General features: G+C 34.9%; 9 protein-coding genes. 2 read left to right on the forward strand and 7 right to left on the reverse strand.

Going from position 1 to position 14,082, the window contains the following annotated elements; genetic code table 11:
• Positions 1-105 precede the first annotated feature (105 nt).
• Positions 106-747: an endonuclease III domain-containing protein gene (locus ACSVH7_RS14820; protein WP_438067465.1), complete on the forward strand. Its 642-nt coding sequence runs from the start codon at positions 106-108 to the stop codon at positions 745-747.
• 62 nt (positions 748-809) lie between these two features.
• On the opposite strand, the gene ACSVH7_RS14825 is transcribed toward ACSVH7_RS14820, so the two are convergent.
• Entirely contained in the window at positions 810-3,584 is a 2,775-nt protein-coding gene (locus ACSVH7_RS14825; protein WP_438067466.1) for a hypothetical protein, read from the reverse strand.
• Positions 3,585-3,605: 21 nt separating this feature from the next.
• Positions 3,606-4,187 (reverse strand): tRNA-(ms[2]io[6]A)-hydroxylase, encoded by a 582-nt coding sequence (locus tag ACSVH7_RS14830; RefSeq protein WP_438067467.1) that lies wholly within the window; start codon positions 4,185-4,187, stop codon positions 3,606-3,608.
• Positions 4,188-4,298: 111 nt separating this feature from the next.
• On the opposite strand from ACSVH7_RS14830, the gene ACSVH7_RS14835 reads away from it, so the two are divergent.
• Entirely contained in the window at positions 4,299-5,531 is a 1,233-nt protein-coding gene (locus ACSVH7_RS14835) for a glycosyltransferase (RefSeq protein ID WP_438067468.1), read from the forward strand.
• A gap of 56 nt (positions 5,532-5,587) precedes the next feature.
• On the opposite strand, the gene ACSVH7_RS14840 is transcribed toward ACSVH7_RS14835, so the two are convergent.
• From ACSVH7_RS14840 to porU, 5 genes are all read right to left on the reverse strand, one after another.
• Positions 5,588-7,225: a 2-oxo acid dehydrogenase subunit E2 gene (locus ACSVH7_RS14840; RefSeq protein ID WP_438067469.1), complete on the reverse strand. Its 1,638-nt coding sequence runs from the start codon at positions 7,223-7,225 to the stop codon at positions 5,588-5,590.
• A 6-nt stretch (positions 7,226-7,231) separates the two neighbouring features.
• The gene (pdhA, locus tag ACSVH7_RS14845; protein WP_438067470.1) at positions 7,232-8,230 is read right to left on the reverse strand and encodes a pyruvate dehydrogenase (acetyl-transferring) E1 component subunit alpha; all 999 of its coding nucleotides are present in this window, start codon (positions 8,228-8,230) and stop codon (positions 7,232-7,234) included.
• A gap of 169 nt (positions 8,231-8,399) precedes the next feature.
• On the reverse strand, positions 8,400-8,882 hold the full coding sequence (gene cdd / locus ACSVH7_RS14850; protein ID WP_438067471.1) for a cytidine deaminase: 483 nt from the start codon (positions 8,880-8,882) through the stop codon (positions 8,400-8,402).
• Positions 8,883-9,024: 142 nt separating this feature from the next.
• Positions 9,025-10,170, reverse strand: coding sequence for a type IX secretion system outer membrane channel protein PorV (gene porV, locus ACSVH7_RS14855; RefSeq protein ID WP_438067472.1), 1,146 nt, complete (start codon positions 10,168-10,170; stop codon positions 9,025-9,027).
• Between the two features lie 36 nt (positions 10,171-10,206).
• Complete coding sequence (gene porU / locus ACSVH7_RS14860) at positions 10,207-14,040, reverse strand: type IX secretion system sortase PorU (protein WP_438067473.1); 3,834 nt, start codon at positions 14,038-14,040, stop codon at positions 10,207-10,209.
• Positions 14,041-14,082: the final 42 nt, after the last annotated feature.

A 14,082-nucleotide genomic window follows, 5' to 3' on the forward strand; every position in this document is an offset into this window, starting at 1 on the left:
GTGCCCTTTTTTTCTAGTGTAAGCTATTTTAAAGAAAATAGTGGATGTAAAGGATTTTAGTTTATCTTACGAATCTTTTTTATTATTGACTTAAAGAATGTGTTTATGGATTTATTTGACGATCGTAATTGGTCTATTTTTTTAGAACCATTGATATTCAGTTATAAAGGAAAAACACATCCTCTGCATTATAAGAATAGCTACCAACTTATTGTTATGGTTATTCTTGCTGCTCAAGATTCTGATGAAAACGTTAATCGATTATCTATTCCTTTTTTTGAAAAGTATCCTGATTGGTTCTCTTTAATGTCTATTAATGCTTCCGATTTGTATCCACTTTTGGATTCTATTACTAATTTTAAGAATAAAGCAAATTGGATTATTGATTTAGCAAAACAATTTCATGATAAAGAATTGCCAACAACTATATTGGGTTTGACTCGATATAGAGGGATTGGTAGGAAATCAGCTCATGTAATTCTAAAAGAATTAGGGTATAATCCTAATGGTATTATGGTCGACTTGCATGTCTTGAGGGTTGCACCACGATTGGGTATTGTACCTGATTTTAAAGATGCGGATAAAATGGAACAAGAGTTACTTTCGAAATTAGATTCTTCGACTTGGTTAGAAATTGGTATGGCTATTTCTTTTCATGGGAGATTGATTTGTAGACCCATTCCGAATTGTAAGTCTTGTCAAATTAATACAATTTGTGATTATTTTATAAATGTAGGCAAAGTGTAAATGTCTTAGATAATCAAATAAAGTAAAAGCCAATAAGTACTATTGGCTTTCATGTTGATTGTTTATTCGGTTTCCTTATCTTCTTTTTCTTCTAAATCTTGTGTTTCTCTTCCAACTTTAATTTTTGGATTATCTTTATTACCAGTAACGGTTATTGGTATTCCAAAAAGACCAAAGGGAGGTAATCCTAATCTCATTTTTAAATTTAGTCGACCATCCAAACTTGTAGTTCCTTCTATTCTTGGTCTAAAACCTGCGAATTTGAATTTGAATCGTTCGATAGTCATTATGTTATTTTTAATCGAACTTTTAATTTCAACTTTAGATAGTTCAGGATTCTTCATTTTATCGTGATTGGTTTGGCTTCCAACTACATTAAACATTTTCATTCCATAGAGTTTGATGTCTTTTACAGATAAAACTCCATTTCCTACTAAAGATGGGAAAACGGGTTCCATATTTGCGTTTAAACGGCCTTTAAGCTTGTAATCTAAAGAAACTATTCCTTGGGCTTTTTCAGCAGCGCTTGCCATCTCACGGAAAATTTTAACTTCTTTATAGGCTCTTTTTATATCAAAGTCTGTAGCCTTGATTTGGTATTCAAACAAAGCTTTTTTAGTTGTTAAGCTTTCGTACAATGCGCTCATTCCTACTTGGCAACCGATGAGATTAAAATTGGTGTTTTGAAGGTGTAATTTGCCGTTTTTCATTTTCAAATTACCATTGGCTTTAGTAAGGTGCAATTCTTGAAAATCTACTTTTTGGGCAATAGCTTTGAATTGCAAATCAAGATTTTTTGGGATAATTATGACTCCTGTACTAGTTGTGTTTATTTCTGTTATTGAATTGTCAGTCTTTGAAGTAGTAGTGTTGACTTCTTTTAGGACTGTAGGGTTTTCTGAACTCATAAATTCATTTACATTTATGTATTTTGACTGTAAAGTAAAAGCACCTTTTAGTGTTCCTTTTCTTGGACTTAAAAAATTAAATACATTTTTTAAGTAACCATTCAATTTAAAATCAGATTGACTGTAACTAGCCAAAAAAGTGTTGAAAGACATTTTGTCTTGATTGAATTTGAAAATACCTTCTTTGATTAAAAGTTTTTTTGGAAGATAAGTGGAGGCTACTGCAATATTTCTTATTTCTAGTGTTCCTTTGCTATTGAGTTTACTGTAATTTCCTTTTTCAGCATCACTTTGTTTTCCTTTAAGAGCCAAGTCAGTTTTAATATAACCATCAACATCTAATCCTTTTTGTGAAAAGACTTTGTATATTTTGCTGATGTTTAAAACGCCTTTTGCCTTTACATCGTAAGTTAAATCTTTGAAGTTTTCTAAGTTGGCTTCTACTTTAAAGGGTTCTTGTTCAAAAGTAAAACTTGCGGGTTGTAGTCTAACTTTTAAATCATCGATAGACCCTTTTTGATTTTTTATGGTAGCATTACAATTGATATTGGTGATTGGATTTGGATAATATTCCGTTTGAATAAAACCATTTTTAAGATCAATAGCAATATCGGCTATAGGAAAACTGTTGGTTTTTGCATTATACGTTCCATTCATTGTTCCTTTTCCAGTCAAAAGCCCTTTTATAGTTAAATTTGGAATTCCTAATGCATTATTTAGTTTTTCTAAATCAATAAAGCTGAACAATTCTCCATTCAGTTCAATGTTTTCAACTCCTTTGGAATGCCATTTTGCTTTTAAATATTCTTTTTCAATATTCAAAGAAATGCCATTTACATCTAAAAGCAATTGGTTTGGGTCAAGCGATTGTAATTTTGCCTTAAAATCTACATTTAGATTTGAAACGGGGAATTTACTTTTGTTGTAGTTTACAAAACCGTCTTTTACTTTCAAATCCAAATGTAAATCAGGCGCTATTTTTTCAGAAGTAATGTATTTTCCTTTTAGGGTTAAAAGCAGGTCTGTTTTTCCTTTGATTTCTGTTTTCTCTAGCCAAGTAATAAATTTTGGAGGAAAGGCATTAATCAAGTCGTAGAGTTCGCTATCCTTTGATTTAATGTTAAAATCAATATTATATCCGTCTTTTAGGAAATCGAATTTGCCTTTGAAATCCACTAATAATCTATTGATGTTTAAATTGTTTTGTTCAAATATAAAGGATAAGGAGTTAACGTTGACTTTGGTAATCAGATCGCCTTCCACTTTCTTATTCATTAAATACGGTTCGTTCTCGTAGATAAAATTCATTTTAGCTATGGCTATTTTAGAATATAAATCAAAGACATCAGAGGCTAAATCTCCTTTTCCGATGTAATTAAAATCAAACAAATCAAGATGAATGGCTGTGGATTGATCGTCATAAACCACTTTGCTATTTATAATTTCAATTTTTTGAAGTTGCAATGCGGTATTGTTTTTTTCTTCAACTTTTTTGGAGGTTTGCTCACTTCCTTTATACACATTGTAATTGGCTTGACCATTTTTGTCAACCTTCACATTGATGTTTCCTTCGGTTACAATAATTTGGTCAATGTCTATGGCTTTACCAAAAACTAAACTCGATACATCGATACCAAAAGCAATTTCTTTGGCAGATACAAATTTTTCTTTTTCAAAAGGGATGGAACCATTTAAATTGACATCGTTTAAAGTCAACGTCAATGATGGGAAATGTTTAAAAAACGATAGATTAGCGTCTCCGTAATTAAGTTCGCCTTCTAGTTTGGTATTGGCATATTTTTTTACTTCTTCTTTTATTGTATCAGAAAAAATAATGGGTGTAAGGAACATTACAACCAAAATACTACCGAATGCTATTCCTAAATATTTTACTGTTTTTAAGAAGATGATTTTTTTATCTATCGCCATTTTAAGTAAAGTGTATGTTATTTATCCGTGTACAGTTTCTGATTTTCCATAATTTCCAATGATGGAACTTTCAAAATCTATCCATTCTTGCCAACGTTTGTCTACATCTGTTTTTTCTGTATATTGTCTGGCAAATTTTAAAAATGTAGTATAATGGCCCGCCTCGCTTACCATTAAATCATGATAGAATTTTGCTAGTTCAGGGTCTTTTATGTTTTGCGAAAGTACTCTAAAGCGTTCACAACTTCTGGCTTCAATCATAGCTGCAAACAATAATCTTTCTACCAAAGCATCGTTACGACTACCGTCTTTTTTAGCAAATTTGACTAAATCATTAACATAATTGTCTTTTCTTTCTCTGCCTAACGTTAATCCTTTTTCTTTAATGATGTTATGAACCATTTGAAAATGTTCCATTTCTTCTAATGCGATTCTGGTCATTTCGGTCACTAATTCTTCTTTTTCTGAATTATTGATGATAATATATATGGCATTGGAAGCCGCTTTTTGTTCGCACCAAGCATGATCGGTAAGAATCTCTTCAATATTTGATTCTACGATATTCACCCATCGTGGGTCAGTAGCTAATTTTAATCCTAACATAATATTATTCAATTTATTGACTGCAAATTTAGCTTTTTAGTTTTGATTTTTCTTTCAAAAAGCTAGAATCAGAATGAAATAGTATTATTTTGTACCCACAATTGATTTGATATGAAAAAACTATTGGTAATTGGTTTTGTTTGGCCAGAGCCTAATTCTTCGGCTGCGGGAAGTAGAATGATGCAACTCGTTGGTTTGTTTCAAAAGCAAGGATATGAAGTTACTTTTGCGAGTACAGCTCAAGATAGTGGTTTTATGATTGATTTATCCAAGTTTGGTATTCATAAAGTCGCTATAAAGCTAAATGATGCTAGTTTTGATGCGTTTGTCAAAGCAATGCAACCTAATGTGGTTTTGTTTGATCGATTTATGATTGAAGAACAGTTTGGGTGGCGAGTAATTGAACATTGTCCTGATGCAGTTAGAATTTTAGATACAGAAGATTTACATTGTTTGCGAATAGCGCGACAAAAGGCGTTTAAGCAAAATCGACCATTTTCCATCAATGATTTGCTAGTTGAAGATGTTGCAAAGCGAGAGATTGCTAGTATTTTGAGATGTGATTTGACTTTAATGATATCCGAATTTGAGATGGAGCTTCTGCAGACTATTTTTAAAATTGATCCCTCGTTATTGTTTTATTTGCCGATTCTTTTGGACGCATTCGAAGCTTCCTTTGAGAAAGAAGTACCTTCTTTTGAAGAGCGAGAAGGTTTTGTCTTTATTGGGAACTTTCTTCATGAGCCTAATTGGAATGCCGTTCAATATTTGAAAGAGACGATTTGGCCTAAAATTTTTCAAAAATTACCAAATACTACTTTAAAAATTTATGGAGCCTATCCTTCTCAAAAAGTACTGCAGCTTCATCAGCCAAAGACTAATTTTTTTATTATGGGACGCGCTGAGGACGCTCAAGAAGTAGTTCAACAATCAAAAGTAGTTTTAGCTCCTTTACGTTTTGGAGCTGGTATAAAAGGAAAATTATTGGAAGCAATGCAAACAGGTACGCCCAGCGTAACCACTACTATTGGGGCAGAATCTATGCAGGGCGATTTACCTTGGAATGGTTATGTTAGTGATGCTGTAGAGGATTTTGTCGATGCAGCAGTGCAATTGTATACAGATCAATTCATTTGGCTTAGATCGCAAAAAAATGGGTTTGCTATCCTGAATGAAAGATATCAAAAAGAACTTTTTGAAAGTGATTTTGTAGAACGATTGCAACATTTGTTGGCTACCATTGCCGAACATCGACTGAATAATTTTTATGGTGCCCTTTTGCAACATCATACGCTTGCTAGTACAAAATATATGTCCAAGTGGATTGAAGCCAAGAATAAGTAAAAAAAATCCCGTTTTGAAAGTTCAAAACGGGATTTCTATAGTAAAGAAAACTTTTGTTATGCTAACATAGTTACTGGGTTTTCTATGTATTGTTTTAATGTTTGTAAAAACTGAGCTCCTGTCGCCCCATCAATAGTTCTATGGTCACAGGCTAAAGATAACATCATAGTGTTACCAACTACAATTTGTCCATTTTTCACTACGGGTTTTTCAACGATTGCTCCAACTGAAAGAATAGCTGAATTTGGTTGATTGATGATAGAGTTGAATTCAGTAATTCCAAACATACCTAAATTAGAAATGGTAAAAGTACTTCCTTCCATTTCAGTAGGTAATAATTTTTTGTTTTTTGCTCTTCCTGCTAAATCTCTCACGCTTGCACCAATTTGAGATAAACTCATGCCGTCAGTAAAAGGCAGTACAGGAACCACTAAACCATCTTCGACAGCTACAGCTACACCAATATTTACATGATAGTTGATAGTGATGGCATCATCTTTCCACTGTGAATTGATTTTTGGGTGTTTCTTTAATGCTAAAGCACTTGCTTTGATTACCATATCGTTAAAAGAAACTTTTGTATCCGGCACAGTATTGATTACAGCTCTTGATTTCATGGCTTCATCCATACTTACTTCAATTACCAAATTGTAATGAGGTGCTGTGAACAAAGATTCTGATAAACGTTTTGCAATAATCTTACGCATTTGCGAATTCTTAATTTCTTCTGTTGCTATTTGTCCAGCAGGAACATAAGGTTTTGGAGCTGCTACAGTTTCCGTCTTAGCGGCAGGAGCTTGTTGTGGAGCTGCTTGAGTAGTAGCACTTGCTTGTGGCGTAAAGTTTTCGATATCGCTTTTTGTGATACGTCCATTTTCACCGCTTCCTTTTACTTGTGATAATTGGATTCCTTTTTCTGAAGCTAATTTTTTAGCTAGAGGGGAAGCCAAAATTCTTTGTCCATCTGCACTTGGCTCTTGAACAGTTTCAATGTTTTTTTCTGTAGTTGCTGGTGCTGCTGCGGTTTCTGCTACAACAGGTGCAGTAGTAGTTCCGCCAGCATTAAAGCCAGCTGCAACTCCAGTAATATCAGTTCCCGCTGGTCCAATTATAGCTAAAAGACTATCAACTGGTGCTGTATTTCCTTCTGGAATTCCGATGTAAAGTAAAGTACCTGCATTGAAAGACTCAAACTCCATTGTAGCTTTGTCTGTTTCAATTTCAGCTAGAATATCACCTTCAGCAATGGTGTCTCCTACTTTTTTTAACCAAGTGGCAACGGTACCTTCGGTCATAGTGTCGCTTAATCGAGGCATAGTTACTACGATAACTCCTTTTGGAAGTTCTGTAGCCGTACTAGTTGCTGCTGGAGTAACAGCTGCTTCTTTTGGAGTTTCTATTGCTACTGGTGCTGGAGCAGCAGCTCCGCCAGCAATTAATGCGGTTACATCTTCGCCTTCATTTCCAATGATTGCAAGTAGTGAATCTACAGGTGCAGTTTCTCCTTCTGGTATACCAATATATAATAGCGTTCCTTCATTAAAGGATTCGAATTCCATTGTTGCTTTGTCTGTTTCGATTTCAGCTAGAATATCACCTTCATTTATTTTGTCACCTACTTTTTTAAGCCAAGTTGCTACCGTTCCTTCAGTCATAGTGTCGCTCAAACGGGGCATTGTAATAATTGTTGCCATAATGGATTATAATTTGTGAGGGATGAATGGATAGTTTTCTTCTTCGTATACCATGTCGTATAACTGTTGTAGTTCTGGGTATGGAGATTCTTCTGAGAATTTCACACACTCTTCTACTAAGTCTTTTACACGTTGGTCAATTACTTCTATTTCTTCCTCAGTTGCATATTTTTGATCAATGATTACATCTAAAACTTGCGTAATAGGGTCAATTTTTTTGTATTCTTCAATTTCGTCCTTTGAACGATATAATTGTGCATCAGACATAGAGTGTCCTCTGTAGCGGTAGGTTTTCATTTCTAAGAATGTTGGTCCGTCGCCACGTCTAGCTCTTTCGATAGCTTCTGTCATTGCTTCGGCTACTTTCACTGGGTTCATTCCGTCAACAGGACCACATGGCATTTCATATCCTAATCCTAGTTTCCAAATGTCAGAGTGATTGGCCGTTCTTTCTACTGAAGTACCCATTGCATATCCATTGTTTTCCACAATGAAAACTACTGGTAATTTCCATAGCATGGCCATGTTGAACGCTTCGTGAAGTGAACCTTGGCGAGCAGCTCCGTCTCCAAAATAAGTGAGTGTAACTCCACCTGTATTGTTGTATTTGTCACCAAATGCTAAACCAGCACCTAACGGGATTTGTCCTCCAACAATACCATGGCCTCCATAGAAGCGGAATTCTTTGGAGAAGATGTGCATTGAACCTCCCATACCTTTTGAAGTACCTGTGGCTTTACCCATAAGTTCCGCCATAACTCTTCTTGGATCAACTCCCATTCCGATGGGTTGAACGTGATTTCTGTAGGCAGTGATCATCTTGTCTTTTGTCAAATCCATAGCGTGGAGTGCTCCTGCTAAAACGGCTTCTTGACCATTGTACAAATGAAGAAAACCTCTTATTTTTTGTTGAATATAAAGCGCTGCTAGTTTGTCTTCAAACTTTCTCCAAAGAAGCATGTCTTCATACCACTTTAAATAAACTTCTTTTGTAACTTCTTTCATCTGAAATAATTCTTTTGTAAGTGTTAATACTAATCGAAAAAGTGTAAAATTTATTGTAGTGAAGCACAGTTTTTGAGTACCGAACTTCTAATCCAACACAAATTTGCGAACTGCAAAAATAAGACATTCCGCGTAAGCAATAAAATTTAGGAACCAGTTTTTATTCTGATTAGAGGAATTTTTTGTTAAACATAAAAGGGAGTAGGTTTTTTAGTGAATCAGACTGGTAGATTACACCTGTTTCTCCCATAAAATAAATTTCAATAGGTTGGTCTTGTTTGATTTCATATTCGGCTATTGATTGTCTGCAAGCGCCGCATGGAGGGATGGGTTCAGTAGTTGGGTTGGTGTCCGAAGCTGCCGTTATAGCCATTTTATTTATTCTCACTCCAGGATAATTTGCTCCAGCATAAAAAATAGCGACACGTTCTGCACAAAGACCAGAAGGATATGCTGCATTTTCTTGATTGGAACCACAAACTACTTTGTTATTGTCCAAAAGTAAAGCGACTCCCACTCTAAAATTCGAATAAGGAGCATAGGCGTTTTTGCGAATAGTAACTGCTTCTTGCATTAATTCCTGAATCTCAGCTGGCAGTTCTGTTATACTGTCAAACTGTTTGAACGAAGTAGTAATGTTGATTTCTTTCATGTTTCTAAAATTTATTTTGTAGCCACATTTACTTTTAAAGAAGTTTTTAGTGAAATATTGTTTTCATTATCGAGGAAAAAAAATCCAAATTTCAAGGCTGTTGCTTTTGAAATTTGGATTTGTTACCCATGTAATGCGTTGGTTAGTAATTTTCGTATTTGTCACCAAAATTAAAGGTTAAAGAAAATCGTAACGTGTTCTCTAAAGGATTTTTAACTTTTGATGCGGAAAATAAATAGGATACATCTACTTTGACTACGTTATATTTGAAACCTGCCCCTAGAGAGAAGAATTTTCTAGCACCTTTTTGGTCACTTTCATGGAAATAGCCTGATCGTAATGAAAATGAATCTTGGTATTCATATTCCGCGCCCAAAGCATAGGTGATTTCTTTTAACTCTTCGCTAAAACCACCAGGTGCATCACCAAAGGATTTGAATATTCCAGAAACCCATCCTATTTTGCGATAATCGTCTCTTTTTTGTATGGTTTCCTCCGCGGTGTCAGTGCTTTCGAATTGAGGAGTTGGGACTAGTAGTTTGTTGAATTCTAAATTAACGGCTATTTTGTTGTAGTCATCTAAAATAAAATCGAAACCTCCCCCCAATTTTAAATTTGCTGGTAGGAAATTGTTGCTGAATTCGTCATTATCATAACTAATTTTTGGACCTAAATTTTGAATATTAAATCCACCTCTCCATCTACCGTTAAAGTCGGAATAGGCGATTTCTTCAGATTGATAATATCCAGCAATGTCTACTGCAAAAGTGCTTGCAGGAGAAGCATCGGTATTGTCTGATGCGACTTTTAAATTGGAATGAATAAATCGACCAGCTACAGCCATTGAAAACTTATCGCTAAGCTGAAGTGAATAGGACCCGTCTAGTGCAAATTCGTTTGGTGAGACCAATCTTGGAATGTCATTCGCATTTTCTCGTAGTTCGATTTCTCCTAACCCGAAATAGCGAATACTTCCAGCAAAAGCACTTCTTTCGTTGAATCGGTTATAATACGTAACTTGGCCAAGGGAAATATCGTTTACGATATCTGTAAGGTAAGGAGTGTAGCTTACTGAAAATCCTTGTTTGTCAGTTGCAAAAGCATATTTTGCGGGATTCCACTGCTGTGAGTAGGTGTCAGGAGAGGAGGCAATTCCAATGTCTCCCATACCAGCAGCTCTGGCATCGGCGGCAATCAATAAAAACGGTACTCCAGTAGTAATGGCTCTTTCTTGAGCAACAGTTTTGCTTGTTACAAGAACAATAAAAATCAGAATTAGTTTCTTCATTAGTTTCTTAAAATCATTAAACAAATATAGTATAAATTAAAGGATGACCAATTTTTCTATTTTTTCGGCTTTTTTGTTAGTTACTATTGATTTTACGGTGAGACGATATACATAAACGCCTTTGCCGAGGCGGTCACCAAAATCGTCTTTTCCATCCCATTTGATTTCTCTCGATAGAAAACCTTCGGTTGTGATGATTTGGTTTTTCGACCAAACGACTTTTCCTGTTATTGTCATCACTTGAATTTGTGCTTCTAAAGGCTCAAACGGTTTGTTGTGCGTGAACCAAAACTCAGTATAATTTACAAAAGGATTGGGATAGTTCAAAACGTTTGTAAGTGTTATGGATTCATTTCCTACTACTAAAAACTGGATTTCACTAATGACGGGGTTGTTATATACGTCCCATGCTTTAATTGTTATTGTATGAAGTCCTATTGAAAGATTACGAAAAGGAAATCTAATGGTTCCTGAGGTGAAATCATCAAGTTTGGTTTCGTAATAATCATTTAATATGAATGGATTGCTTTCGTCTCCGTCTAAAATGGCAACAATGTCATGACCAATTCCACTTGCAGTATTTATGCCGTTTTCATCCTCTAATTGAATAATTAATATTGGTGAAGGATTCGTGATTCCACCAGATACAAAATTCTCATCGTTCATATATAACTTCACTTTTGGATTTATATTGTCCGCATCGGCATTTTCATTAATTCCTCCTACTTTGATTGTTGTGTTTTGTCCGGTTTGGTTTTCAAGGGCATTGTCTTTTTTTGAATAAAAACTAATTTTTCCCGTGCCAATTGGAATGCGAATGTCTCTTGGTACCACGAAGCTAAATTCAAACTGACCGTTTTTAACTGTAGCGTTTCCTCGAAAGATGGCTTCGCCTAAAACAGAAAATGCTATGCTAGGACTATTTCCGTCATTATTAAGGGTATTTCTAGTGACTAATTTGTCAGTTATAATTGATGCGATTTCTCCATTATAATTAGATAGTAAATTATTGTTTTCATCTGTTACTTCGCCAGAAAGTTTCATTTTTGCAAGTGACTTAAAGTCGTCAATGGGTTGTGAAATAGCAATGTCGTTTACTTTTGTCAAGTTGATTTTAGGTTTGGCTATGGCAAGGTGTAAAGCTGGATCACCAATAAAGACGACAACATTTGTTGATGAATTTGGATTGGTGTTTTTTGATATTCTTAGTGCTTCTGCCATTGAGATGTAGTTGTTTGATCCAAAAGAGAGTAGGTTTTTTGTTAATAGCGGGTTGAAGTTTTCGGCACTAAATTGTCCAATAGAGCGGATAGTGGTAATCATCGCAATGGCTCCTCCTTTGGGATTCCAGTAAGTATATTCGCCTGCTGTGGGTCGTAAGGGATTATCGAATCGTGAAAATTCACAAGTTATGGTTACAAATAATGGGTATTTGTATTGGTTATTAAGATTTTGTCCGTCTGATTTTTCCCAAATTCTCTCCGTAGTCAAACCATCTTCGCCACCATGACCTAAGTAGTTAAATACCAAAGCTCCTTTTTCGAAGGTATTGAATATGTCGGTTCTTGCTTTTGGGTATCGAAATCCTCCTGCTGATGCTTCTTGGATATAGGCATCGAGTAATATTTTTGATATGTTAAGGAAGGGCTTTTCTGCTGTAATTAGATCGCCTAACTGGTTTTGTTTTTCTTGAAGGCTAGCATCTGAAGGGACGTCGGAATCATCTCCAATGAGCACAAAATTGTTTCTCCAATTTCCATAAGATTTGATGTCGTGGTAGTCTATTATTTTTTGAACCATTTCATCGGCTTGTTTGGTGTCATTTACAATCATTCGACCGACTGCAATATCTATCCCACCAAAACTGTTGGTAATATTTCCTTCATTAGTGTCCATTAATCCAAAAAAATCATCTGAAGCAAAAGAGGATTCTCCTGTTGCATTGCTTCTTAAGGAATGGAAAATGGGAACGATATTGCTGTTATTGCTGATTCGATTTTTATAATCATAAGAAGCATCTCCGAAAAGATTAAGATATTTCATTCTTTTATCAGGAGAAGAAGCATTGTCGTAGATGTATTTTATGCAATTTCTAATGGCTCCGATGTCTTGCTTTCCTGAAGAAAATTCGTGGTAAATCATTTCTAAAGAAATAACTTTTACATTTAAATTAGAATGATTTCTGTGAAATTCAGCTAGTTTTTCGGCTTGATTGCTTAGAAAACCGGGTGTGATGATCACATAATCAATGTCTTGAAATGCTCCAAGGTTGTTTTTAAAAAGGGTTCCTTTTATATTTTGATTGTTGATTTTTGTTCTTTTAGAGAGGGTTGGTGTAAAATAATCATTGGAGTCAACCGCGATGTATTTTTTTATTTCACCCAAATTGGATTTGAAGCTAAATAGAGCTTGGCCTTTATTTGTAATTTTTACAATAGTATTAAGTTGTGTTACATCCCAAACTTGAGTGATAGTTGAGGCGTTACTGAGGATGTATTCTGCAATTCCATTAACGGTGGAAGCTTGATCATATTGAAAATGAAATTGTTTTCCGTATCCTGTTAGTTTCCTTTTGGCAATTACTTTTATGTAATCCAAATAGCCTACAGCATTGGGTAGCCCGCCGTTATTATAGGTAAATTTTATTTTATTTTTTTCTTCTCCAATAAAGGTACTCGTAGGTAAGAGGTTTCCGGTGTAAAAAGCGGTAGCGGAATTATTGGTGAGCGCAGGAAAGTTAATGGTGCCAATTGTAGTATTGTTTGCAGCAATCGTAAATGATGTGGGTGTAAATGCTGCGGATGCAGTTTCTGTGCTGATTTTTACTGGTATCGTATTATCAATATTTGGGAAATTGAAATCAAACTCTTGGATGTTGTTGATGTCAAATTTCTCGCCAAACCATTGTCTCCCAAGTTGATTGATGTTTATTTTGTCTAATTCGTGAAATTGGGTATCATCAAAAGTGGTCAGAGTGAGTGTGGTATTTCCTGATGGTGGATTCAGATCAGCGATTCGTTTTCCATTTCCGCCATTTGCAGTGATATAATAATAAGAGTTGTCATCATATAAGTTGTTGAATGTTTTACTTTCTGTATTCCAAGTATCTGTTCCTTCTCCATAAAAAAGAATGTAATCTTCGGTATTAAAAACGCCATCCTCTTCTCCGATGATTTCAATCGGTGTTTCTTCTAAATCTAAAGGGTAGTTGTTATTGTTGGATAATGGAATCATTTTACCTCCATTACCATAGATTTTTATGGTTTTAGGATTGATAGTCGTAACGGGTATTCCAAGTTGTTGAAGAAACGATCTAGAAATTTTATAAACTCCGGATCTTTGAATTTGAAATTGATACCAGTCACCACTTGCTAAAACCGAGTTTGATAAGGAATTTGTCGTCTGGAATTTGTTTGGAGTGCTTTCTCGTAGGGTGCTGGCTGTGATGGAATATGAAAAAGAAATGATTTTTTTTATTCCAAAATTATCCTTGACAATTGGAGAGAGAGAAAGTAAGGAACTGTTGAGGCCTCTTGCCATGTTTTTTTGGATAGTTTCATTTGGAATGCTGGGGATGTTATCTAGGGCTAAATCACCCAGGGCATCTTTGTCAATAGATTCGTAGATAATATTTGTTAAAACAATTCTTTCATTATCTTGATTGTTAGGAATTAAAATGTTAAAAAGCAACTTCTTTTTGATGGGATCGAATTCAAAATTTTCGCTATTGAAAGTCGGAATATTTAGAGAATATTCTCCAAAACTTATCGATCGGACAGGGTTCCATTTTATGGTTGCAACGCCCGCCTGCTGAGCAAAAGCAGAAAAGTATATTGTAAAAAGTAACCCAAAATAGATGTGCTTTTTCATACGTAATAAACCAACATTAGTAAAGCGAATAGAAAGGGTAAA

It is taken from the genome of Flavobacterium sp. TSSA_36, assembly GCF_051547165.1.
Taxonomy (GTDB): Bacteria; Bacteroidota; Bacteroidia; order Flavobacteriales; family Flavobacteriaceae; genus Flavobacterium.